This window comes from Cellulomonas sp. NPDC058312, from assembly GCF_042880135.1.
In the GTDB taxonomy this organism is placed as follows: domain Bacteria; phylum Actinomycetota; class Actinomycetes; order Actinomycetales; family Cellulomonadaceae; genus Cellulomonas.
On record NZ_JBHVZE010000002.1, the window covers coordinates 319,570 to 342,859 of the forward strand.

Below are 23,290 nucleotides of genomic sequence, written 5' to 3' on the forward strand. Positions count from 1 at the left end.
CGAGGTCCGCCTAGGAGGCGGGCCACCAGGAGGTCTGCGACGCGAACATGGCGCACACCGTAGCACCGGGCGCACAGCAGCACCGGGCGCACGGCGACGAGCCAGGGGGCGGCGTGGTGCCTTGCCGCGTGCGGTGCTACGCATTAGCGTCCCAGTGCCGTCGCGGGAGCGGCCGGCAGCACCCGAGGAGCACAGATGGCTCGCAGCAGCGGCGGACGCGTCACCCAGCGCCAGATCGCGGAGCTCGCGGGGGTGAGCCAGGCGACCGTCTCCCTCGTGCTCAACCACGGCGGCGCCGGTGAGACCCGGATCCCGGAGGAGACCCGCGCCCGCGTGCTGCGGGTGATCGAGGAGACGCAGTACGTCGCCGACCCGTCCGCCCGGCGGCTGGCGGGCATGGACAACCGGATCATCGGGGTGTTCACCTACGAGCCGGCGTTCCCGTCCCGGATCCAGGAGTACTACGGACCGCTGCTGACCGGCATCGAGCAGGCGGCCGAGGAGGTCGGCTGCGACCTGCTGATGTTCACCAGCGCGCCGGTCACCGACGGGCGCCGGAAGATCTTCCACGAGGGCAGCCGGCTGCGGCTGGCGGACGGGGTGCTGCTGCTCGGCGTCGAGATGGACGCGGGCGAGCTCGAGCGGCTGGTCACGGGCGGGTTCCGGGTCGTCGCCGTCGGTCGTCGGGACACGCCCGGCATCCCGTCGGTCGGCGTCGACTACGCCGGCGGCGCGCGTCGGGTGGTGGCGCAGGCGCTCGACCTCGGGCACCGGCGGGTCGTGCACCTGCACCTGCCCCGGGAGGGCGAGTCGGTGCGCGACCGGTTCGCCGGGGCCGGTCAGGCGTTCGCGGCGGCCGGTGTGGATCCCGTGGTCGTGCCCGCGGGCCCGGAGGACGCCGAGGCCGCGTGGGCGGCGGTGCGGGCCGCCGACGACCCGACGCTGCTCGTCGTCGAGGACGCCGCCCTGGCGACCGCGCTGGTGCTGCGGGCGCGCGACGCGGGGCTGCGGGTCCCCGAGGACCTGAGCGTCGTCTCGCTGCTCCCGCCCGCGCGCGCCGACGCGGCGCTGGTGGACCTGACCCGGCTCGACCCGCCGCGCGGCGAGATCGGCCGGCAGGCGGTCCTGCTGCTCGCGCGGATCCTGCACGGCGACCCGCCCCCGGAGGACGGGCTGCGCACGCTGGTCGAGTGCCCCGTGGTCCCGGGCACGACCCTCGCGCCGCCGCGGGCAGGATGAGGCGATGAGCACCGACGCGCTCGACGCACCCCCGACCCCCTCGCTGCGCACCGTCCGGCTGGTCCGCGACGTGCGACCGTGGGGCGGCGCCCCCGTGGACCTGCACCTCGACGGCGGGGTCATCACCGCGATCACGCCGGCCGGCCCGTCGCCCGCCGGTGCGGCCGAGGTCGACGGCGGGCGGGTGGACGGCGACGTGGTGGACGGCCGGGGCCTGCTCGCGCTGCCGGGGATCGTCAACGCCCACGCGCACGTCGACAAGTCGTGGTGGGGGCTGCCGTGGCAGTCCTACGGCGGCGAGGGCGGCACGGACGGCCGGATCCGGCACGAGCGCGCGCGGCGCGACGAGCTCGGCATCCCCGGCGCGCGCACGACCGCGGCGGTGCTGGCGGAGCTGGTGCGACACGGCACGACGGCCGTCCGCAGCCACGTGGACGTCGACCTGGGCGTGGGCCTGCGCGGCATCGAGGCGGTGCGCGAGGCCGCCGCGGCGTACGACGGCGCGCTGCACGTCGAGGTCGTCGCGTTCCCGCAGGACGGCGTGCTGCGCCGGCCCGGCGTGCTGGACCTGCTGCACGCGGCCGCCCGTGCGGGTGCCGAGCACGTCGGCGGGCTCGACCCGGCGTCCATCGACCGCGACCCCGTCGGCCAGGTCGACGCCGTCCTGGCCCTGGCCGCCGAGCACGGCGTGGGCGTCGACCTGCACCTGCACGACCCCGCGGAGCTCGGCGCCTTCCAGATCGAGCTGGTCGCCGACCGCACGGAGCGGCTCGGGCTGCAGGGCCGCGTCACCATCGCGCACGGCTTCGCCGTCGCGCAGCTGCCCGACGCGCAGCGCGCGGACCTGCTGGCGCGGATGGGCGCGCTCGGGATCGCGATGACGACGGTCGCGCCCCTGCGCCTGCCGCAGCTGCCCGTCGCCGAGCTGGCCGCGGCCGGCGTCCGCCTCGGGCTCGGCACCGACGGCATCCGGGACCTGTGGAGCCCCTACGGCACCGGCGACACCCTCGGCATCGCGTGGCAGCTCGCCCGCGCCTCGAGCCTGGTGCGGGACGAGGACCTGCTGCGGGTGGTGCGGCTCGCGACGACCGACGGCGCGTGGGCGGTCGGCCGGGACGGGCACGACCTCGTCGTGGGTGCGCGCGCGGACCTGGTGCTGCTCGACGCGGAGAACCCGCTCGACGCGCTGGTGCGGACCCCGCCCCGCGAGCTCGTGCTCGGCGGCGGGCGGGTGCTGGCCGAGCGGGCCTGAGCGCACGCCGGGTGCCCGGACGCCCGGCGTGCGCCCGGGCACCCGGCGTGGTGAGGATGGCGGCATGACCCGCGCGCACGAGGACGTCGCCGGCGGCGACGCCGAGCACCCCGACCCCGCTCACCTGCCGCCTGCCGGCGTGCCCGACGACGTGGTCGAGGCCGTCGGCGGCGTCACCGCGGCGTTCGAGGTGGTCGAGCACGCGCGCGGGATGCTCTACGCGTTCCACCGGCTCATCGGCCGTGCCGACGCCGAGCTCGCCGAGGCCCTCGACCGGCTCGCCGCCGCCGGCCACCCGCAGATCGCCGACGAGCTGCGCGCCGAGGTCGTCGGCCGCAACGTCCTGGCGGGCCGGTGGACGTTCCAGGTCGTCGAGGACTTCGACGACGGGTACTACCGGACGTTCGCCGACGCCGAGCGCCGCACCCGTGACCGGCTGCTCGACGGGCGTCGGCACGTCTACGAGTCCCAGCTGAAGGAGCGCAACCGGACGCAGGGGCGGCCCGGGCACGAGGCGCGGCCGGAGGCCTGACCGGCGGGTGGTGCGGGGCGGCGTGCTGCGCGCGGGTGACGCGCCCGTCCGGGGCTGCCCCGCCAGGTCGTCCGCGGGATAGCATCCGCACGCGTCGCACCCGAAGGAGAGGCCGCCGTGCAGCACACCGTCGTGGACGAGCTCGGTGCGCGCCTCGCCGCGCCCGAGGAGTTCGGCCGGGAGGCGCTGGTGGTCTGCGACGCGGTCGTGCGGATCTTCCGGACCGGGGGCGTCGAGGTGCAGGCCCTCCAGGGGCTGGACCTGCTGGTCGGGCGCGGGGAGATGATCGCGGTCGTCGGGGCGTCCGGCTCCGGGAAGTCGACGCTGCTGCGGATCCTGTCCGCCGCGGACGCGCCCAGTGCGGGCACCGTGCGGGTCGGACGGTGGGACCTCGGGGCGCTCAGCGCGCGCGACCGCGTGACGTACCGCCGGACGGTCGTCGGCACGGTCCGGCAGCAGACCGCCCGCAACCTCGTGCCGTACCTCACCGCGCGGCAGAACGTCGCGCTGCCGCTGACCCTCGCCGGCCGCCCGCACCGCACCGCCCGGACCCGGGTCGACGAGCTGCTGGAGCTGGTCGGCCTCGCCGACGCGCGCGACCGCCGACCCGCCGGGCTGTCGGGCGGCGAGCAGCAGCGGGTCGCGATCGCCGTCGCGCTGGCCAACGGCCCGCAGGTGCTGCTCGCCGACGAGCCCACCGGCGAGCTCGACACCACCACCGGTCAGCAGGTGTTCGAGGCGCTGCGCGCGGCGCAGCGCGAGGCCGGCACCACGGTCGTCGTCGTCACGCACGACCCCGCGGTGAGCGGGCAGGTCGAGCGGACCGTCGCGATCCGCGACGGCCGGACGAGCACGGAGGTGCTGCGGCGGGCGCACGTGGGCACGGACGGGGCGCACGGGTTCGTCGCCGAGGAGTACGCCGTGATGGACCGCGCCGGGCGCGTGCAGGTCCCGCGCGAGTACCGGGAGGCCCTCGACCTGACCCGCCGGGTGCGGCTCGCGCTGGAGGACGACCACGTCGCGGTGCGACCGGACACCACACGGGCCGACACCGGCACGGCCCCCGCCCCCGAGCGGCGCCGCCGTCGCCACGGTGCCGCGTGAGCACCGGCGCGACGACGCCTCCGGCACCTGCAGCGACGACCCCGATGGTCCGCGTCCGGGGAGTGCGCCGGACCTACGGCAGCGGTCGCGCCGCCGTGCACGCGCTGCGCGGCATCGACCTGGACGTGGCCCCCGGTGAGCTCGTGGCGCTGGTGGGGCGGTCGGGGTCGGGCAAGACGACCCTGCTCAACCTCGTGGGCGGGCTGGACCGGCCCGACGAGGGCACCGTGCACGTCGACGGCACGGACGTCGCCACCCTGGACCGCGCGGGCCAGGTGCGGCTGCGCCGGGACGTCGTCGCGTTCGTGTTCCAGACGTTCGGGCTGGTGCCGGTGCTCAGCGCCGCGGAGAACGTCGCCGTCCCGCTGCGGCTGCGCGCCCTGCCCGTCGCCGACCGCGAGCGCCGCGTCGCGCTGCTGCTGCGCCTGGTCGGGTTGGAGGGCCACGCCGCGCTGCGGCCCGACGAGCTCTCCGGCGGCCAGCAGCAGCGGATCGCGATCGCCCGCGCGCTGGCCGGGTCGCCGCGGCTGCTGATCGCGGACGAGCCGACGGGTCAGCTCGACACCGAGACCGGGCTCGCGGTGATGGCGCTGATCCGGGCGGTCGTGGAGGCGGAGGGCATGGCCGCCGTCGTCTCCACGCACGACCCGGTGATGATCGGCCTCGCCGACCGGGCGGTCCGGCTGGTCGACGGGCACGTGCAGCCCGCATGACGGCCGGGTGGGCGGCCGCCGCGCCGGGCCTCGTGCTCCGGCGTGCCCGCACGCAGGCGCCGCTGCTGCTCGCCGTGCTCGCGACCGCGCTGGTCGCGCTCGCCGTGCTCGGCACGGGGACGCTGCTGCTCACCGCCGGGCGCCAGGACGCCCTGAGCACCGCGCTCGGCGACGTCGACCCCGCCCGGAGCCAGGTGGTGGCGCGGGTGGTGCCCGCGGACGGCGCGGCGGACCCGGCGCCGCTCGCCGCTGCCGTGGCCGGTGCCGTCGAGGCCGCGGCGACCCCGCTGCCGGTGCGCACCACCACCTGGGTCGAGTCGCCGCTGCTCCGGCTGCCGGCGGGCGTGGGCGCGGGCGGGACGACGGGGTCCTTCGCGTACCTGGTCGACGCGCCGGACGTCGCGCAGGCCGGTCGCTTGGTCACGGGGCGCTGGCCCGCGACGGGGGCCGTGGCCGGCGGGGTCGCCGAGGACGCTGCCGGTGGGGACGCGGGGGCCGTGGAGGTGGCGGTACCGCTCGCGGCCGCGGACGCGCTCGGGCTGGCCGTCGGCGACGTGCTCGACCTCGGTGCCACCGCGGACGGCCCACCCGGCGCCGACCCGGTCACCGCGGTCCGGGTGGTGGGGGCGTGGTCCCCGCTTCCGGGCACCGACGGCGCGGTCTGGGACCGGGACCGCCTCCGCGGCGCGGGCGTCGACCTCGACCACGACCGGCCCGGCACGTCCGGTCGGCAGCGCTCGCCGGCGTACGGGCCGTTCGTGCTCGCTCCGGGCGCGCCGTCGACGGCGACGGGTGCCGGCGCGGTGGCGGTGCTCGTCCGCCCGGACGCGGCGGACGCGCGGCCGGACGACCTCACCGCGGTGGCCCGGGCGGTCCCGGGGCTGCGGGCCCAGCTGGTCCGCGACCTGGGCGACCGAGCCGACCGCGTCGTCGTCCGGTCCGCGCTCCCCGACACCCTGTCGGGGGCGCTCCGCCAGCACGAGGTGACCGGGTCGGTCGTCGTGGTCGGCGGGCTGGTGGGGCTGGCGCTCGCCGGCGCGGCGCTGCTGCTCGCCGGCCGGCTGGTGGCGACCCGCAGGTCGGCGGAGCGCGACCTGCTGCGCGACCGCGGGGCGAGCACCCGGCAGCTGCTCGGCCAGCAGGGCGTGGAGGCGGTCGTCCTCGCGGTGCTCGCCGCGGTGCTCGCCGTGCCCGTCGCGACCGTCGGGTACGGGCTGGTGGTGCGGGTGCCCGCCCTCGCTGCCGCCGGGCTGCGGCCCGTGGGGCCGGGCGACGCGGGGTCCGCGCTGCCGGCGGTGGTGGGCGCGGGCGCGGCGGTGCTCGTCCTCGCGCTGCTGCTGCCCGCGCCGCGACCCCCGGGCGGCCGGCGGGCACGTGCGCGCGCCGGACGGCGGCTCGCGCGGTCCGGAGCCGACGTCCTGCTGGTGGTGCTGGCCGTCCTCGCGGTCCTGCGCCTGCGGTCCGGCGACGGGACCGGACCGGTGGCGGGGCTCGGCGCGGTCGCGGGGGTCGCCGGCGGCGACCCGGTCCGGGTGCTCGCGCCGGTCCTGGCCCTGGTCGCCGGGTCGGTCCTGGCGCTGCGCCTCGTGCCCCCGGCCGCCCGTGCCGGCGAGCGGTGGGCGGCCCGGTCCCGCGGGTTCGTGCTGCCGCTGGCCGCGCTGGAGGCCGCACGCCGGCCCCGCTCGGCGACGGCGCTGCTGCTGCTCGTGCTGGCCACGGCCACCGCGACCTCGGGCGTGGCGTGGGCCGCCACCTGGGACCGGTCGGCCGGTGCGCAGGCCGCGGCGCGGGTGCCGGCCGCCGCGACGGCGGTCGACGTGCCCGGGCAGCTCCTCGGCCAGGGTGCCGCCGTCCGCGCCGCCGACCCGGCAGCGCTGCCCGTCACCGACCGGGTCACCGGGCTGGGCACGCTCGTCACCGGCGAGGACGCCATCCGGCTCGTGGGTGTCGACACCCGCGCGGCGCTCACCGCCGACCTCCTGCCCGGCGGCGCGGACTGGGCGGCCCCCTTGACGGCCCTGGCGCCCGACGCCGCCGACCCGCCGGTGCTGCCCGCCCGGATCGAGGACGACGGGGGCGTCGCGCTGCGGGTCTCCGGCAGCACCGACGCGCCCGTGGCCCTGCACGCGACCGCGACCCTCGTGCTCGACGACGGCCACGGCGCCCGGGTCGCCGCACCCGCGGACGAGGTGCCGCTCGACGGGGCGGCCCACGACGTCCGGGCGGCCGTCCCGGGCGGCACCGCGGGCCCCGCGCGGGTGGTGGCGGTGCTGGTCACGCTGGCGTCTCCCGACCTCGCCGGGCTCGACGCCGGGCGGACCGCGGACGTCGCGGTGTCGGTGGGCTGGTCGGCCCCGGATGCCGAGCGGACGGGGGCGGGTGCGGACGGGGCGGACGCCGCGGACGCCGCCGCCTGGACCGCGGCGGTGCCGGCACCCCCCACGGGGGAGCCCGCGACGGTGCTGGACCCGACGCTGGTACCCGACCCGGCGGGGGCCGACGGTGGCGTCGGGCTGCTCCTGACCGCGGAGGTGGACGTCCCCTACCTCACGCTGCGACCCGCGGACGTGCTGCTCGCGGGGTTCGCGGTGCCGGAGGTGCTGCCGGTCGCGGTGGGCGCCGGCCTGGCCGCCGACGCGCGGCTCACCACCGGGGACGACCTCGACGTCCTCGTCGGCCGGACGACGGTCCCGGCCCGGGTCGTCGGCGTGCTCCCGTACGTCCCCGGCGCGCCGGACGGTCCCGCGGTGCTGGTCGACCTCGACGCGCTGTCACGCGCGGCGCTGGCCGCGGGGGAGACGGCGACGCTCGTCGACGGCTGGTGGCTCGGCTCGTCCGACGGGGCTGCGCCGCTGCGTGCGGCGGGCGCGGACGTCACGGTCCGGACCGAGGTGGCGACGGCGCTGCGCGACGGACCCCTGCGCGTCGGGGTCCTGGCGGCGCTGGGTCTGCTGGTCGTCGGGGCCGTCGCGCTCGCGCTGGTCGGCTCCGCGCTGCACGGCGCGCAGACCGCCGACGACCGGGGTCAGGAAGTCGCGCGGCTGCTCGCGCTCGGTGCGTCCCCGCGGTCGGTGGCGGCCACCCACCTGACGCAGCACGTCGCCGTCGACCTGCTCGCGGTCGCCGCGGGGACGGCGGTCGGGGCGGTGGTCGCCCGCGTGCTCACCCCGGCGCTCACGGTGTCCGAGTCCGGCGCGGTCGCGGTGCCGCGGGCGCTCGCCGTGTGGCCGTGGGGCGCCGAGGCGACGCTGCTCGCGGTCGTCCTGCTCGGGTCGACGGTCGTGGTCGTGCCCGTCTTGCGCGGACTGGTGCGGCGCGCGACCGCCGCGCACCTGCGGCTGGGGGACGCCGAGTGACCGCCCGGCACCGCGACAGCACGCGCCGTCGCGTCGGCAGGCGGAGCCGGGACGTCGTGCGTCCGGGGGCGCTGGGCCTGGACCTGCGGACGCTGCCGCGGCGCGCACGGGCGCAGGCGGGTCCGCTGCTGCTCGTCGTGCTGCTGCTGGCCCTCGTGACCGCACTGGCCTCCGCCGGGCCGCGGGCGGTGGCACGGGTCGCGGACGACGCCGTCGCGGACGCGCTCGCGCGCGCCGGGGACTCGGCGGACGTCGTGCTCACCGCCGCCGTGGGGTACGCGCAGACCGGGCAGGCCGCCGACCCGGAGGCGGCCGCGCACGCCCTCGACGCCGCCGACGCCCTCGCGACGGGTCTGGGCGCCCGGATCGGCGACGTGCTCGCACCGCCGGTGACGCTCGTGACCTCGGGACCGCTCGCGCTGCGGGCGACCACGGACCCCGGCGGCGCCGCGGCCACGCCCACCGCGGGGGAGACGACCGTCCGGCTCGCGTGGCTGCACGGCGACGGCACGGGCGTGACGTGGACGGCGGGGCAGGCCCCCGCCGCGGCGGGCACCGGTGCAGCCGCGGCGGGCACGGGTGCAGCGGCGGCCGGCGCGGACGCAGCGGCGGCGGGCACCGACGCGGGCACCGCGGCCGGCTCCGGCCCCGGCACCGCAGCGGCACCCGTGCAGGTCGGACTGGCGCGTGACGTCGCCGAGGCGCTGGGCGCGCGGGTCGGTTCGACCCTGACGACCGAGTCGTCCGAGGGCGGCGGGGTCACGCTGCTCGTCACGGGGGTGTTCGCCCCGGAGCGGCCCCGGGCGTGGGACGTGCTCGACGAGGCCGTGGTCGCGCGGGTCACCACCTCGGGGCCCGCGACGACGACGGAGGCGGCCGCGGTGCTGTCCGACGCGGCGCTGCCCGACCTGCTCGAGGCGGTCGACCCGCGCCAGGTCACCCGCACCGTGCGGCTGTCGCCGGCGCCGGGTCTCGGTGCGGGCGCCGCGCGGGTCGTGCTGGACGAGCTGCCGGCGGTCCGGGCGTCGCCCTCCGTGCTCGGCCCGGCGGCGTCCGGTGTGTCGGTGCACACCGGCCTGGGCACGACGCTCGGCGGCGCCCTCGACGACGTCGAGCGGGCGCGCGCGCAGGCCGGGGCCCTCGTCCTCGGGGTGGTCGCCGTCGGCGTGCTGCTCCTGCTGCTCACCGCCGGGCTGCTCGCGCTCCGCCGCACGGGCGAGCTCGCCGCACGCCGGACCCGCGGCGCCCGGCTCCTGGCGCTCGGCGTCGAGCAGGGCGTCGAGGCGCTGGTGGTGGTCGTGGTCGGCGTCGGTGCCGGGCTGGCGGTCGCGGCGGCGGTCCTGCCCGGACCACCGCCGGGGCCCCTCGTGCTGCCTGCCGCGGTGGTGGCGCTGCTGGCGCTGCCCGGGGCTGCTTTGCTGACCGCGCGCCGGGTCGCCGACCCCCCGGGCACCCCGCACGGCGGGACGGCCGGTGCCGCGGGTCGGCGCACCGCCGTCGAGCTCGCCCTGGTCGCGCTCGCCGGGGCCGCGGTCGTGACCCTGCACGGCGGGACCCGGGGGACCAGCGGCGGACCGGACGCGCTCGGTGCCACCGCTCCCGCGGCGCTCGCCGCGGTCGGTGCGGCCGTGGTCGCGCGCCTGCTGCCGGTGGTCCTGCGTCGGCTCGCGCCCGTGGTCGAGCGGTCCCGGCGCGCGGTGCCGGTGCTCGCGCTGGCGCGGGCCAGGTCGGACGGGCTGGCGGCGCTGCCGCTGCTGGCGCTCGGGACCGCCGCCGCGCTGCTGGTGGTCAGCGTCTCGGCCGCTCTCGCGGTCGACCGGGACCGGGTCGCCGCGTCCTGGGACGAGGTCGGAGGCGACGTGCGGGTGACCGGACCGGCCGCCGACCTGTCCACGCTCGCCGCGGGGTGGGCGGAGCAGCCCGGGGTCGACCTGGTGGTGACGGCCGAGCGGCTGGACGGGGTGCGGGTCCGCACCGCCGACGGGCGCACCGACGCGCGGGTCCTGGTCGGCGACCCCGCGGCGCTCCGTGCGCTGACCGCAGCGGCGGGCCGGGCGGCGCCGGCGGCGGCGGGGGAGGTGGAGGTGCAGGTCGACGGGTCGACCCGGGCCGTCGCGGCCACCGAGGTGCCGTTCGCCGGTGCCGTTGCCGGTGCAGGCGGGGACGCCCCGGTGCTGCTCATTCCTGCTGCCGAGGTCCGCGCCGGCACCCCGCAGGTGGACCGCGCCCAGGGCGTCGCCTGGCTGGTCGGGCCCGGGTCGGCTGCAGCGGTCGCGGCCCGCGGCGGCGATCCGACGTCCGACGGCAGCCCGGCGGAGCCCGCCAGCACGGCGGGGCCGGGCAGCCCGGCGGCGTCCGACGGCGGCGCGCTCGCCGTGACCGAGCGCGCGGTGGTCCTCGCCGAGCTGCGCGCCGAGGTGCTGCCGCGGGCGCGCGCCGCCGCGGGCTGGGCGAGCGCCGGCCTCCTGAGCATCCTGGTCGCGCTCACGGTCCTGGTCGGGGCCGCGCGCGGTGGTCCGGCGCGCCGCCGGGCGCTCGACACGCTGCGCACGGTCGGGCTGGGCGATGCCGAGGCGTGGCGGGTCGCGGCCGCCGAGCTGGCACCGGGCGCCGTCGTCGCGACGGCGGCGGGCGCGGCGACGGGCTCCATCGTCTCGGCGGTGGTCCTCGGCCCGCTGGTCGGCGGGGCCGGGATCCGCTGGGCGGACGTGGCGTGGGCGGCCGGTGCCGTCCCCGTGCTGGTGGCGGCCGTCACCGCGGCGGCGGTGGTGCTGCTCGAGCAGGGGCGCGGCGGCACGCACCGGCTCGGGGACGTGCTGCGCGCCGCCGACTGACCGAGGACCACCTACGCAGTCCGGACCCGGTCGGGGCGACGGCGGTACTCAGGTCCCCGCGCCGCCCAGGCTGGTCGCGACCCGCGGCCACCCCACGGCCCGGGCGACCCAGCAACCCGGGGAGACACCCATGCCCACCGCCGTCGGCCAGTCCGCCGTCCTCACCGGCACCGCACCGCCCCTGACCAAGGCCCGCCTGCTGGCCGCCCTGCTGCCGGGGGCGATGAGCGCCGCGGACGCCCGGACGTGGGTGGACCGTCACCAGGGCGTCGACGCGGTCGCCGAGCTCGTCGCGGCCGGCTCGGTGCGGCGCACCGCCGACGGCGGCCTCGCCCTGGACCACGGCCGACGCGCGTCCGCCCTGGGCGCGCTGGACCGCGACCTGCGCGTGTGACGGCCGGCAGCGCGGAGCGAGGGAGCCGGTCCACCACCTAGTCCCGCCGGGGCCGACCACGCAAGCCGCGCCGCCACGGCCACCCAGTCGGCCGCGGGCGACCACTCAACGCTCGTCGGACCCGGATCAGCCGCTGGACTGTCGCGCGGCGTCGACGCACCCCACACTGGGTGACGACCCCCGTCCGACATCCCCTGGAGCACCGGCGTGACCTCCCGCCCCCCGCGCGCCCGTCGCACCTCGACGGGCGGACGCGTCGCGCCCGCGGACGAGCGCTCCGCCGCGCCGCGGACCCGGTGGACCGGGGCCCGCACGGTGCAGGTGCTCTCCACGGTCGCGGTCGGCTCGCTCACCGTCGGTCTCCTGCTGCACGACGTGCCGTCGTCGGCACCCGAGCCGCCGCAGGTCGCAGCCGACGCCCCCGCCGACCCGTCGCCGCGTCCCCGCGCCGTCCCGACGGCGGGGCGCACCGCACCGCCGACCACGCCCGCCCCGACCGTGCCGACGGGCCCCGCGGACCGCGCCGGGGACCTGCTGGCCGGACCGTCCGCGCCGTCCGCGCCGGCCCCGACCGCACCGCTCCGGGTGCCGTTGCCTCCCGCGGCCGCGGGCCTCGACCTCGCCCGGTACGCCACCACGGACCCGGCCAGCCCGTGGGTGGTCGTGAACAAGGCGCTGCCGCTCGCGCCCGCGGACTTCGCCCCGACCGACCTGGTGGTCGTCGGCGGCTACGAGGTCCGCGCCGCGCTCCAGGACCCGCTGACCCGCATGCTCGCGGCCGCCGCGGCCGAGGGGGTGCGGCTCGAGCTGCGCAGCGGGTTCCGGTCCGCCGCCTACCAGCAGCAGGTGCACGCCGACTGGGCGTCCCGGGTCGGCCCGCAGCGCGTCGACGAGGTGTCCGCGCGGCCCGGGCACAGCGAGCACCAGACCGGGCTCGCCGTCGACGTCGGCAGCGGCAGCCGGCCGGAGTGCGACTTCCAGTCCTGCTTCGACGCGACGCCCGAGGGCACCTGGGTCGCGGCACGGGCGGCGGAGTTCGGCTTCGTGGTCCGGTACACCGCGGGGAACCAGGCCGTCACCGGCTACGCGCCCGAGGGCTGGCACCTGCGGTACGTGGGGACCGACCTGGTCGCGGAGATGCAGCGGCGCGGGGTCACGACGCTGGAGGAGCTGTTCGGCGTCCCCGGGGGCCCGGACTACCGCTGAGGCGGGGCGGGCGGCGTCGCCGACCCGGCGGCGTCGGCCTGCTGGCGCAGCCACTGGCTGTCGTCGTTGACGTAGGCGTAGTAGAGGCCGATCAGCAGCCCGCCGCCGATGAAGTTGCCGACCAGCGCCAGCCCGACGTTGCCGGCCGCGGCCGCGAGGTCGATGCCCTCGCGGAGGCCGACGATCGAGAACAGGACGGTGTTCGCGACCGAGTGCTCCAGGCCGAGGAACGCGAAGATGAACACCGCCGTGATCATCACCAGGCACTTGGTCAGGTCGCTCTTGATGAGGCCGTTGTAGACGAGCAGCATCGCGATGTTGATGCAGAAGTTGCAGAGCACCGCGCGCAGCAGCAGGTCCACCCAGCCGGCCGGCCCGTCGGTGACGTAGGCGAGCTTGTGCGCGACCGAGTCGACCATCTGCTGCTCCGGTCCGCCGTCGGCCAGGGTGGAGAACCGCAGCAGCACCGCGACGAACAGCCCGCCGACCAGGTTGCCCAGGTAGCACAGCCCGAGCATCCGCAGCGCGCGGAGCCACGAGGTGCGCCGGTGGTAGGCACCGATCGAGACGATCATCATGTTCGAGGTCAGCAGCTCGGACCGCGAGTAGTAGATGAACACCAGCGCCCAGCCGAACACCACCGCACCGACCAGCCGACCGACCGGTCGCAGCGTCGCGTCGCCCGCCGGCACGGCGTCGAACGCCGCGATCACGGCGTAGTACGTGGCGTACATGAGGCCGATCAGGACACCCGCCATCGCCGCCCGCTGCAGGTAGCGCCGCGCGAGCCCGCCGGACATCGCCGTCTTGGTCTCGAGGGCCTCCAGGGCGGTGCTGATGAACTGCTTGCCCGGGAACAGGGACTGCGGGTCGGCGATGCTCACGCGCACACCGTGCCACAGGTCGGGCGCGATCGCCGTCACTGCGGGTGAACCGCGCGCGGGTCCGGGTGAAGCGGTCCCGGGACCCTCATCGCCGCAGGTGGGCGGCCCGATGCACAGGGTGACCCGCGACGGACCGCGGGCAGGACGAAGGACCATGACGGCGACACTCACCGAGGTGACGGGGACCACCGCGCCCCTCACGGACTGGGACACGGCGGTCGACGAGCTCGCCCTCCTGGCCGACTCCGACGCGGCGGCCTGCGCGCGCCGCGCCGAGCAGCTGCTGCCCGCGGCGACCGCCCAGCGGGCCGGTGGCGCCGAGATGCGTCTGCGCTACCACGCGGCGGTCGCCCACCACGCGCTGGGGGAGGACAGCCGTGCCCTGGCGCACGCGGTCCGCGCCGAGCACCTGGCGCGCGAGCGAGGCGCCCTGGTGTGGGAGTCGCGGGCCCTGGCGCGCCAGGGCGTCGTGCACCACGACCTCGGCCAGCTCGAGGACGCCGTCGACCTGCTGACCCGTGCCGCGGAGCTGCGGCGCGAGGCCGACGACACCGAGGGCACGGCGGACGTCCTGACGATCCTCGGCTCGGTCTACACGTCGATGCCGCACTTCGCCCCGCAGGCCGCGGGCGTCCTGACCCAGGCCCGCCGGCTGTGGCTGGCCGCGGGCGACCCGGACCGTGCCTCGATCGCGCTCGCCAACCTCGCGCGCACGTTCGTGGAGGCGAGCCGCCGGCTGGCGCAGGACAACCCCCGCGGTGCGCGCGCCTCCGCGCGGCGTGCGCTCGCGCTCGCGCTGGAGGCCGTCGACGAGGCGGACGCCGCCGGGCTGAGCCGCACCGGCGTGGACGCCCGGCTCACGGTGGCGACCGCGCACCTGCTCGCGGGGGACGCGGTCTCGGCGGCGGCCGTGCTCGACGCCGCGGAGTCGATGCTCCGCCGGTTCCCGTCGACCGGCCAGCTGCTGACGCTGCACCGGATCCGCGCAGGGCTGCTCGCCGAGGCGGGGCGGTTCGAGGACGCGGTCGCGGAGGCGCGCGCGGGCATGACGCTCAGCGACGCCGTCAGCCGGCCCGCCGAGCGGATGGAGCTGCTGCGGGTGCTGTCCGACGCGCACGAGGTCCTGGGCGACACGGCGGCGGCGTTGGCCGAGCTGCGCGAGCTGTACGCGCTGACCGTGCGGATGGGCGACGCGCAGGCCGAGCGCCGCGCCACGCTGCTCGGCGCGCGGATGGAGGTCGAGCAGGCCGAGCGCCAGGCCGAGGCGGAGCGCCGCCGGTCCGAGGCGCTGGAGGAGAGCAACGCGCGCCTCGCGCACGAGGCCGCGCACGACGGCCTCACCGGGCTCGCGAACCGGCGCACCCTCGACACCGAGCTCGAGCGCTGGTCGCAGGAGCGCTCGGCGTTCACGGTCGCGCTGGTCGACGTCGACCACTTCAAGCGCGTCAACGACACGTGGTCCCACCAGGTGGGGGACGCCGTGCTGGTGCGGGTGGCCGACGTGCTGCAGCGCGCGCTGCGACGCGACGACCTGGCCGCGCGGTACGGCGGCGAGGAGTTCGCGGTGCTGCTGGACGGGCTCAGCGGGCCGCCGGCGCACGACGTCTGCGACCGGCTGCGCGCGACCGTGGCCGGGCTGCGCTGGGACGACCTGATGCCCGGCGCCACGCTGACCGTGAGCATGGGCGTCGCGGTGCGGCAGGCGGACGAGACCGTCGCCCAGCTGCTCGCCCGCGCCGACGCCGCGCTGTACCGGGCCAAGGCCGAGGGCCGTAACCGGGTGTGCCTCTCCGGACCGCCCGTGGCCTGACCGCGGCGGTACCGACGGCCCGACCCCGTCGACGGGGCCGGGCGTCGCCGTCGCGTCAGGCACCGGTACCCGGCGGGGTGCGGCTCACTCCCCGGCGGCCTCCCGGGCGCCCGCCTCGACGCGGGCCCGGTGGGCGGCCCACGCCGCGGCGTCCCGGTCCGGCACGTTCGGGTCCTGCGGTCCGTTGCCGAGCGACCCGCCCGTCGGGCCCCCGTCGCGCGCGTCGTCGAGCAGCTCGCGGAGGATGTCCGCGTGCCCGGCGTGTCGCGCCGTCTCCGCCACGAGGTGCACCAGGACCTGGTGCAGCGTCACGGTCGCGCTGCGCTCCGACCACCACGGCACCCGCCCGATCGCGTCGAGCGGCAGCGCCTCCACGGTGGCGTCGGCGTGCGCGGCCGAGAACGCGTGCAGCTCCCGCACCTCGGCCAGGGTCTCGTGCGCGGGCACCCACAGGTCGGCCTCGGGCTCCGCGTCGTCGGCCAGCCAGGGCAGCGCGCGACCCGAGGGCCGGTCGAACACCACCCCGAGGTAGTCGAGCTGCACGCTCGCGACGTGCTTGACGAGACCCGCCAGGTTCGTGCCGGTCGGTGTCAGCGGCCGGCGCGCGTCGTACTCGCCGAGCCCGTCGAGCTTGCCGAGCAGGCCGTCGCGCTGCTCGCGGAGGTAGCGCAGGAGGGTCGTCTTCTCGTCCATTCGGTCAGTGTGCCCGTGACCACCGACACCCGACCGGGCGGGTCCCGTCACCCGGGCGGCGGAGCCCGTCCGGCCCGACGTGCGCCCCCCGCCGCCCCGGCACACACTGGCGCCGTGACGGACCGGCTGCTCCTCCTGGAGGAGCTCGCGCGGGCGGTCGCGACCCCGTCCGGGGCGCCGGCCGCCGAGCGGGCGTGCGGCCGCGCGGTCGACCTGCTCGGCGCCCGCGGCGGCGTGCTGACGGCGGCCCCGTGCGACGTCGGGGGCACCCCGGCCTGCGCCACCGACCCGGTGGCGGCGCGGCTCGGCGAGCTCGAGCAGATGCTGGGCGACGGCCCCGGGGCGCGGGCGTACCGCGAGGGCCGGTCGGTCGAGGTCCCGCTGGGGCCGGGGTCGCCCGAGGACGGACCTCGCGACGCACGGCCCGCCGACGCGCTGCCCCTGTACCGCGTCCTCGCGGCCGAGATCGTGGTCGAGACGGCGCCGGGGGCCGGACCGGTGGCGGTGCGGTCGTGGCCGGTCCGGTCGGGCACCGGCACGCTGGGCGCCCTGACCGTGCACGGGCTGCCGTCCTCGCGGGGCGGCGAGGTGGTGCACGACGGGCAGGTGCTCGCCGACGCCCTGGCGCCGGCGCTGCACGCGGGCGCGACGGACGCGCTCCGCGACGGAGGCCACGACGCAGGTCACGTGCGGCGCGCGGTCGGCATGGTGGTCGCGCAGACGCACCTGCCGCCCGCCGACGCCGCCGAGCTCCTCCGGGCCCGGGCGTGGGCGCTGGGGCTGCGCGTGGTCGACCTCGCGACCGCGGTCCTCGCGCGCTCGGTCGACCTCGTGGACGAGGAGCCGGACGGGACCGCGCCGCCGAGCCGGTGACCCCCGCGACCGGGTGAGCCGTACCCGCCGCGCCGGCCGCGCCGTCACCCGCCCGGGCGACCCCGGTGCGGCAGCCGGGTCGTGACCGGGCCGCACGTGGTTGACAGGGGAGGGGGCCGTGCCACCATGTCCGTGCGTGCCGGCAGCGCACGCACGGCGCCGCCTCGGCGAAGAGGCCGGCCCCCATCCCGCTGCCGCAGGGGGCGGACGATGGCAGAGGTGTGTGCGGTGTGGCCGGGCGCGGAACCGGCTCGGAGCGTGGTCGCGGTGCTCGACGACCTCCTGGAGATCGTCGCCGGGCGCACCGGCAGCGCCGTCGAGGGCACGGTGCACGCGCGTCGGCGCGGGACGGACTGGTTCGTCGGGGGCTCGGGCGACCGGGTCGTCGGCGGCGGGCCCGCGACGGGGTCCGGGCCGTGGCGGTCCGTCCTCGACTCGCGGGAGCCGGTGGTGCTGCCCGACCTGCGCGCGACCGACCCCGGGGACGCTGCCGGGGACACGTCCTGGTGGCGGCCCGTGCTGGACGACGGGTTCCGCTGCGTCGTGGCGGTCCCGGCCGCGCTGGCCCGGGGCGGGGGTGCGGTGCTGACCTTGTACCTCGAGGACGCCGGCGCTGCCGGGCCCGAGGTGGTGCGGCGCACCGAGGGCTTCGCCGAGCAGGTCGCGTCGCTGATCGACCTGCACAGCACCATCCCGGCCCGTGACCGCCTGCCCCTCCCCGGCGGCGTCGCCGGGCGCAACCGCGCGACCGTGGACCACGCCGTCGGCGTGCTGATGGAGACCCGCGGGTGCGACGAGGACGCGGCCCGCCGGGTCCTGCAGGTGCTCAGCGCCGACCAGGGCCGGCCCCTGGAGGTCGTCGCGCTGGCCGTCGTGCAGCACGCCGTGCGCCGGGCCGCCGACGGCCGGGCGCTGCCGGTCCGCCGGGCCTGACCCCGCACCCGGCGGGCCGGGTGGCGCACCCGGCGCGTACGCTCGCGGACGGACGACGGCGCACCGGGCGCCGGCGGCGTGGACGGGAGCGACGGTGGACGTGACCTCGACGGTCTTCTGGGTCAACGGCACGCTGGTGCCCGAGGCCGAGGCGACGACCTCGGCACGCGACCACGGGTTCGTGGTCGGCGACGGCGTCTTCGAGGCCGTCAAGGTGGACCACGGCCGGATCTTCGCGCTGACCCGGCACGTCGACCGCATGGCACGCTCGGCGGCGGGGATCGGGCTGCGCGGCTTCGATCCGGAGACGGTCCGCCGGGCCGCGCACGAGGTCGTCGACGCCAACCGGGAGCTGCTGACCAGCGGGTTCGACGTCCTGCGGATCACGTTCACCGGCGGCCCCGGGCTCCTGGGCAGCGGGCGCGTCGACGGCCCGCCGACGCTCGTGCTCGGCCTGACACCGGGCCACGACCCGGACCCGCAGACCTCGGTCATCACCGTGCCGTACCGCCGCAACGACGTCGGCGCCCTCACCGGGCTGAAGACGACGTCCTACGGCGAGAACGTGCTGGCGCTCGCCCAGGCGCACGCCGCGGGCGCGAGCGAGGCGGTGTTCGCCAACACGCGCGGGCTGCTCTGCGAGGGCACGGGGACGAACGTGTTCGTCGTCCGGGACGGCGAGCTGCTGACCCCGCCGCTGTCGTCGGGCTGCCTCGCCGGGGTCACCCGCGCGCTGGTGCTGGACTGGTCCGGGGGCCGCGAGGTCGACCTCCCCTACGACGCGCTCACCACGTCCGACGAGGTGTTCCTCACCTCGACCGCGCGGGACGTGCAGCCCGTCGTCGCGGTGGACGGCGTCGTGCTCGGCGCCGGCACGCCCGGGCCGGTGACGCGGGAGGTCGCCCGCGTGTTCGCGGAGCGGCAGCGCGAGCACGACGACCCCTGAGGCGGGTCGCGGACGCCCTCAGCCGACCCGGCCCTCCGCGCCGAACCGCCGCAGCAGCGACTGCGCCGCCTCGGCGACCAGACCGTGGTCGTAGGTGACGGCGAACTCGAAGGTGCGCGCGGGGTCGCCCGCGCTCCCGGGTCCTCCCGAGCGGCCGTCGCCGATCTCCCGGGCGACGAGCGCGACGGACTCGTGCGCGCCGAGCACCAGCACGATCCACTCCCGCGCGAGGGGCTCGGTGGGGTCGATCGCGGCCCAGCGCACGCCCGCGGGCAGGCCCTCCGGCCGCCCGGTGCCGAGCGCGCCGACGAACGGCAGCTGCTGGGCGAGCCGGCCGTACCGGCGTGCCGGCCGGCCGGTGAAGAACCGCTCGTCCTGGAACGCGCCGAGCACCAGCGGGGGCACGCGGTGCGTGACCGCCGCGGTCTCCAGCGTCCGGGACAGGGGGAGCAGCAGCTGCTTGGGCGCGACGCGCACGGCGCGCCGGGACGCGACGATCTCGAACGGCGTCGACCGACCTCCCAGGGGCGCGTGCGGCCGGGGGATCCGGCCGGCGTGCCGCTCGCCGTCGGGCAGCGACGGGGCCGGGCGGCCGAGGAACCATCCCTGGCCGAGGTCCGCCCCCAGCACCAGCGCGCGGGTCAGGTCGTCGCGGGTCTCGATGCCCTCGGCGACCACCCGGGCGCCCGTGGCCTCCGCACGGGCCCGGACCGCGCCCGCGACGGTGATCGTCTCGGGGTCCTCCAGGGTCCGCAGCAGCTGCAGGTCGAGCTTGATGACCTCGGGTGCGAGCAGGGGGATGAACGCGAGCGACTCGGGGACCACGCCGACGTCGTCGAGGGCGATCGCGCAGCCGACCGACCGCAGCCGCGCGGCCGCGTCGAGCATCCCGGCGGGGTCGAGGGCGAGCGCGCGCTCGGTGATCTCCACGACGACGCGGACCTGCGGGGCGCGCTGCGCCAGCGTCTCGAGCACGAGCGGCAGGTGCCGCGACAGCGTGCGCGGCTCGATGTTGAGGAACAGGGTCTGCGCGACGCCGCCGGACGCTCGGGCGGCGTCCGTCAGGGCGTAGGTCATCGCGGCGCGCTCGAGCTCGCCGAGCATCCCCGCCTCCTCGGCGGCGTCGAGCACGTCCAGGGGCGAGCCCCAGCCGGACCCCTGCGGGGTGCGCAGCAGCGCCTCGCGGCCCAGCACGGCGCCGGTCGCGAGCTCCACCACGGGCTGGTAGGCGCAGTGCACGGCGCCGGTCCGCAGCAGCTCCGGCACCGGGACCCGGTCGGGGAGCGGATCGGCGGACAGAAGGGTCACGCCCCTCTCATCGGCCACGACGGCGCAGACCTGAAGGTCCTGGGGCGTCGGGTGCGCCACGCCGCCACGCCGGAACCCTCCGACCGCGTGACCGCCGGTCGATGGGTAGCGTGACACGCACACCACCGGGGGACAGGAGCGGGCGTGGCACGCCACCAGCAGGACCGACGCATCGGCGACCAACTGGTCGACCGCGGCCTCGTGGGCAAGACCACCCTGGACGCCGCCGCGCGGGTCGCACAGGAGTCGGGCGCGTACATCGGCGAGGTGCTGGTCTCGATCGGCGCCATCGACTCCGAGTCGCTGACCCGCGCGCTCGCCGACCTCTGGGAGATCCCCTACGCCGTCCCCGGTCGCACCGCCGCCGCGCTCGACGCGCTGGACACCCCCGGCGTCGACGTCGGCACGGTGCTCGGCGACCACTGGCTCCCCCTGGAGCGGCGCGCGGACGGCGTGCTGGTCGTCGCGATCACCGACGAGCCGACGCCCCAGCGGCGGGCGTCGATCGCCGCGACGCTCGGCGAGGAGCCGTTCCTCGTGCTCGCCGACCGCTGGGAGTTCCAGCAGGCCGTGCTGGACCGGTACGGCAGCGACCTGCGCGACCGGGCGAGCCTCGGCCTGTGGGGCCGCTCGCCCGCGCACTCCGCGCGGCAGGTGCTCGTGCCGTGGCAGCGCGTCGCGCTGGTGCTGGCCGTGATCGCGGTCGCGCTCGCCGCCGTGGCCAGCCCGCGGGCCGTCGTGGTCACGCTGTCGGTGGTCGTCGGCCTGGCGTTCCTCGTGGGCACGGGCTTCAAGTTCTGGGCCTCGCTGCGCGGCGCGCGGATGGAGCACGTGACCCGCACGGACGCCGCGGCCCTCGCCGCGCTGGCCGACACCGACCTGCCCCGGTACACGGTGCTCGTGCCCGTGTACAAGGAGGCGAACATCGTCGCCAACCTGATCGGGAACCTGGGTGCGCTCGACTACCCGGCGCACCTGCTGGAGGTGCTGATCCTCGTCGAGGAGGACGACACCGAGACGCGCGCCGCGGCGGAGGCCGCGAACCCGCCCGCGCACTTCCGGTTCATCACGGTCCCGGCGGGCGCCCCGCAGACCAAGCCGAAGGCGTGCAACGTCGGTCTGGAGTTCGCCACGGGGGAGTTCCTGGTCATCTTCGACGCGGAGGACAAGCCCGAGCCGGACCAGCTGAAGAAGGCGGTCCTGGCGTTCCGGGACGCCGGCGAGCAGCTGGTCTGCGTCCAGGCGGCGCTCAACTACTTCAACGCGGACGAGAACCCGCTGACCCGGATGTTCACGCTGGAGTACTCGTTCTGGTTCGACTACATGCTGCCCGGGCTGGAGTACGGCCGGCTGGCGATCCCGCTCGGCGGCACGTCGAACCACTTCCGGGTCAGCGGCCTGCGCCGGCTCGGTGGCTGGGACCCGTACAACGTCACCGAGGACGCGGACCTCGGCATCCGCGCCGCCGCCGAGGGGATGCGGGTCGGCGTGATCGACTCGACCACGTACGAGGAGGCCAACACCTCGTACCCGAACTTCGTGCGCCAGCGGTCGCGGTGGATCAAGGGCTACATGCAGACCACCCTCGTGCACCTGCGCAACCCGTTCCGGCTGGTCCGGGTCGCGGGGCTCCGCCAGACGCTGTCGTTCCTGTTCCTGGTCGGCGGGACGCCCGCGACGTTCCTCGCGGTGCCCCTGCTCTACGGGGTGTTCCTCGCGTCGCTGTTCCTGGACCCCCAGCAGCTCGCGTTCCTGTTCCCCGGGTGGGTGCTCTGGCTGTCGATGTTCAACCTCGGCGTCGGCAGCGCCCTGATGATCTACGTCTCGATGATGGGCGCGTTCAAGCGCCGCCGGTACCGCCTGGTGATCTGGGGCATCGCGAACCCGGCGTACTGGGTGCTGCACTCGGTCGCCGCGTACAAGGGGCTCTGGCAGCTCATCACCAAGCCGCACTACTGGGAGAAGACCGCACATGGCCTCACCGGCGTCTCCGGCGCTGCCCCGCACGCCGTCCCGTCGCTCCGCGGCTGACGACTGGCCGCGGCACCCGGCCGCCCGCTGGGGCGTCCGGGCGGCGTTCGCGCTGCCGTTCGTGGCGGTGGCGCTGCTGTCGCGGGACTCGCCCTGGCAGCCCGCGGCGAACTCGGCGCTCGCCGCGCGCGGCGACCTGGTCCGCTGGGGCGACACGGACCCCTCGTGGATGGCGGACGTGTTCCCGCCGCTGTCGGCCGCGCTGTCCTCGCTGGTCGGCGGGAGCGCGCTCGCGCTGAACCTCGTCGCGGCGGTCGTGCTCGGCTTCACGCTGCAGCGGCTCGCGGCGGTGCTGGTGCGCGAGGGCTTCGGCGCGTGGGCGACCGGTGCGGTGCTCGGCATCCTGGTCCTGACCCCGCCCCTGTACTACCTGGCCGCGAACGACCTCGAGTCGCTGCTCGGCGTCGCGCTGCTCGTGCTCGCGCTCGACGGGATCGCGTCGTTCGTCGAGCGGCGGTCCACCGAGGCCGGGTTCCGGGCCGGTCTCGCGCTCGGCGTCGCGGTGATGGTCGACCCGGGCGCCTGGCTGTACGCGCTGACGCTCGGTGCGGTCGCGCCGTTCTTCACCCGCCGGGCCGGGCGCTCGGGCAGCGGCGCGAACACCGCGACGGTCGCGGTGCTGCTGTTCCCCGCCGTCGCCGCGCTGCTGTTCTGGCTCTACATCTCCTGGTGGTTCGCCGACGACCCGCTGGGCGGGATGGCGCACGCCGCCGCCGGCGGCTGGTTCCCCGGCGGGGTCGGCGCCTCGGCCGCCGACGCCGGCCGGCTCGTCGCGCTCGCGCTGCTGAGCGCCCCGCTGGTGCTCATCGGCTCCACGGTCCGGGCCGTGCGCGACCCGTGGACCCTGATCGCCCCCGGCATCGCCCTCGCGGGCCTGTACCTGTCGCTCTGGCTCGGTCTGCGCGAGGCCGCGGGGCAGACGTACGTCGTGCTGACCGCGATGTACGTGCTGCTGATCGCGCCCCGGGCACCCAGCCGGCGCCGGCAGGTGCTGATCGTGGTGGCGGCCGCGGTGCAGCTGGCGATCGGCTGGGCGGTGGTGCTGACCTCCGGCGGGGTGCTGGGGGAGTGGGTCCGGGCGGTCACCGGCCTGGGGTGACCACTCGGACCATTTCGGCTCATTCCGGACGCATTGTGCCGGAATGGTCCTGAATGTGATGCGTGGTACTTTCGCGGGGGCTT

At 77.7% G+C, this 23,290-nt stretch carries 18 protein-coding genes; 15 read left to right on the top strand and 3 right to left on the bottom strand.

Annotated elements, in window-relative coordinates:
- Positions 1–195 precede the first annotated feature (195 nt).
- From ACFVXN_RS05775 to ACFVXN_RS05815, 9 genes are all read left to right on the top strand, one after another.
- Positions 196–1,239 carry a LacI family DNA-binding transcriptional regulator gene (locus ACFVXN_RS05775; RefSeq protein WP_389228702.1) on the top strand — a complete coding sequence of 348 codons (1,044 nt, stop codon included), beginning with the start codon at positions 196–198 and terminating at the stop codon, positions 1,237–1,239.
- A 4-nt stretch (positions 1,240–1,243) separates the two neighbouring features.
- Entirely contained in the window at positions 1,244–2,491 is a 1,248-nt protein-coding gene (locus ACFVXN_RS05780; RefSeq protein WP_389228705.1) for an amidohydrolase family protein, read from the top strand.
- Between the two features lie 64 nt (positions 2,492–2,555).
- Positions 2,556–3,023, top strand: coding sequence for a hypothetical protein (locus tag ACFVXN_RS05785; protein WP_389228708.1), 468 nt, complete (start codon positions 2,556–2,558; stop codon positions 3,021–3,023).
- A gap of 117 nt (positions 3,024–3,140) precedes the next feature.
- The gene (locus ACFVXN_RS05790; protein ID WP_389228711.1) at positions 3,141–4,127 is read left to right on the top strand and encodes an ABC transporter ATP-binding protein; all 987 of its coding nucleotides are present in this window, start codon (positions 3,141–3,143) and stop codon (positions 4,125–4,127) included.
- Positions 4,128–4,171: 44 nt separating this feature from the next.
- Positions 4,172–4,840 carry an ABC transporter ATP-binding protein gene (locus tag ACFVXN_RS05795; protein WP_389230485.1) on the top strand — a complete coding sequence of 223 codons (669 nt, stop codon included), beginning with the start codon at positions 4,172–4,174 and terminating at the stop codon, positions 4,838–4,840.
- Positions 4,837–8,196, top strand: a complete 3,360-nt coding sequence (locus tag ACFVXN_RS05800; protein ID WP_389228714.1) for a hypothetical protein — start codon at positions 4,837–4,839, stop codon at positions 8,194–8,196. The genes ACFVXN_RS05795 and ACFVXN_RS05800 overlap by 4 nt, the downstream gene beginning before the upstream one ends.
- Before the next feature lie 56 nt (positions 8,197–8,252).
- Positions 8,253–11,030: a hypothetical protein gene (locus ACFVXN_RS05805; RefSeq protein ID WP_389228717.1), complete on the top strand. Its 2,778-nt coding sequence runs from the start codon at positions 8,253–8,255 to the stop codon at positions 11,028–11,030.
- A gap of 130 nt (positions 11,031–11,160) precedes the next feature.
- Positions 11,161–11,424 (top strand): hypothetical protein, encoded by a 264-nt coding sequence (locus ACFVXN_RS05810; RefSeq protein ID WP_389228719.1) that lies wholly within the window; start codon positions 11,161–11,163, stop codon positions 11,422–11,424.
- Positions 11,425–11,631: 207 nt separating this feature from the next.
- Positions 11,632–12,630, top strand: a complete 999-nt coding sequence (locus ACFVXN_RS05815; protein ID WP_389228722.1) for a D-alanyl-D-alanine carboxypeptidase family protein — start codon at positions 11,632–11,634, stop codon at positions 12,628–12,630.
- Here ACFVXN_RS05815 and ACFVXN_RS05820 read toward each other — a convergent pair.
- The gene (locus ACFVXN_RS05820; protein ID WP_389228724.1) at positions 12,621–13,514 is read right to left on the bottom strand and encodes a formate/nitrite transporter family protein; all 894 of its coding nucleotides are present in this window, start codon (positions 13,512–13,514) and stop codon (positions 12,621–12,623) included. The genes ACFVXN_RS05815 and ACFVXN_RS05820 overlap by 10 nt on opposite strands.
- A 154-nt stretch (positions 13,515–13,668) precedes the next feature.
- Between ACFVXN_RS05820 and ACFVXN_RS05825 the strand changes: the two genes are divergently transcribed.
- Positions 13,669–15,324, top strand: coding sequence for a diguanylate cyclase (locus ACFVXN_RS05825; protein ID WP_389228727.1), 1,656 nt, complete (start codon positions 13,669–13,671; stop codon positions 15,322–15,324).
- Between the two features lie 84 nt (positions 15,325–15,408).
- Here ACFVXN_RS05825 and ACFVXN_RS05830 read toward each other — a convergent pair whose 3' ends face one another.
- A complete protein-coding gene (locus tag ACFVXN_RS05830; protein ID WP_389228730.1) occupies positions 15,409–16,017 on the bottom strand; it encodes a DinB family protein in 609 nt (202 codons plus the stop codon).
- Positions 16,018–16,131: 114 nt separating this feature from the next.
- On the opposite strand from ACFVXN_RS05830, the gene ACFVXN_RS05835 reads away from it, so the two are divergent.
- The 3 genes from ACFVXN_RS05835 to ACFVXN_RS05845 all read left to right on the top strand — a co-directional run bounded on the left by ACFVXN_RS05835 (position 16,132) and on the right by ACFVXN_RS05845 (position 18,769).
- Positions 16,132–16,890 carry an ANTAR domain-containing protein gene (locus tag ACFVXN_RS05835; RefSeq protein WP_389228733.1) on the top strand — a complete coding sequence of 253 codons (759 nt, stop codon included), beginning with the start codon at positions 16,132–16,134 and terminating at the stop codon, positions 16,888–16,890.
- A 267-nt stretch (positions 16,891–17,157) separates the two neighbouring features.
- A complete protein-coding gene (locus tag ACFVXN_RS05840) occupies positions 17,158–17,823 on the top strand; it encodes an ANTAR domain-containing protein (protein WP_389228736.1) in 666 nt (221 codons plus the stop codon).
- Positions 17,824–17,923: 100 nt separating this feature from the next.
- On the top strand, positions 17,924–18,769 hold the full coding sequence (locus ACFVXN_RS05845; protein WP_389228739.1) for an aminotransferase class IV: 846 nt from the start codon (positions 17,924–17,926) through the stop codon (positions 18,767–18,769).
- A gap of 18 nt (positions 18,770–18,787) precedes the next feature.
- On the opposite strand, the gene ACFVXN_RS05850 is transcribed toward ACFVXN_RS05845, so the two are convergent.
- Positions 18,788–20,077 (bottom strand): EAL domain-containing protein, encoded by a 1,290-nt coding sequence (locus ACFVXN_RS05850; RefSeq protein ID WP_389228742.1) that lies wholly within the window; start codon positions 20,075–20,077, stop codon positions 18,788–18,790.
- 144 nt (positions 20,078–20,221) lie between these two features.
- On the opposite strand from ACFVXN_RS05850, the gene ACFVXN_RS05855 reads away from it, so the two are divergent.
- Together ACFVXN_RS05855 and ACFVXN_RS05860 are read left to right on the top strand one after the other, a co-directional pair.
- Complete coding sequence (locus tag ACFVXN_RS05855) at positions 20,222–22,108, top strand: glycosyltransferase (RefSeq protein WP_389228745.1); 1,887 nt, start codon at positions 20,222–20,224, stop codon at positions 22,106–22,108.
- Positions 22,050–23,207 (top strand): hypothetical protein, encoded by a 1,158-nt coding sequence (locus ACFVXN_RS05860; protein WP_389228748.1) that lies wholly within the window; start codon positions 22,050–22,052, stop codon positions 23,205–23,207. Before ACFVXN_RS05855 ends, ACFVXN_RS05860 begins: the two co-directional genes overlap by 59 nt.
- Positions 23,208–23,290: the final 83 nt, after the last annotated feature.

Excerpts from the sequence above, each read along its gene's own strand:
- ACFVXN_RS05775 (WP_389228702.1), top strand. The coding sequence starts at position 196 with ATGGCTCGCAGCAGCGGCGGACGCGTCACCCAGCGCCAGATCGCGGAG.
- ACFVXN_RS05780 (WP_389228705.1), top strand. The coding sequence starts at position 1,244 with ATGAGCACCGACGCGCTCGACGCACCCCCGACCCCCTCGCTGCGCACC.
- ACFVXN_RS05785 (WP_389228708.1), top strand. The coding sequence starts at position 2,556 with ATGACCCGCGCGCACGAGGACGTCGCCGGCGGCGACGCCGAGCACCCC.
- ACFVXN_RS05795 (WP_389230485.1), top strand. The coding sequence starts at position 4,172 with ATGGTCCGCGTCCGGGGAGTGCGCCGGACCTACGGCAGCGGTCGCGCC.
- ACFVXN_RS05800 (WP_389228714.1), top strand. The coding sequence starts at position 4,837 with ATGACGGCCGGGTGGGCGGCCGCCGCGCCGGGCCTCGTGCTCCGGCGT.
- ACFVXN_RS05810 (WP_389228719.1), top strand. The coding sequence starts at position 11,161 with ATGCCCACCGCCGTCGGCCAGTCCGCCGTCCTCACCGGCACCGCACCG.
- ACFVXN_RS05825 (WP_389228727.1), top strand. The coding sequence starts at position 13,669 with ATGACGGCGACACTCACCGAGGTGACGGGGACCACCGCGCCCCTCACG.
- ACFVXN_RS05830 (WP_389228730.1), bottom strand. The coding sequence starts at position 16,017 with ATGGACGAGAAGACGACCCTCCTGCGCTACCTCCGCGAGCAGCGCGAC.
- ACFVXN_RS05860 (WP_389228748.1), top strand. The coding sequence starts at position 22,050 with ATGGCCTCACCGGCGTCTCCGGCGCTGCCCCGCACGCCGTCCCGTCGC.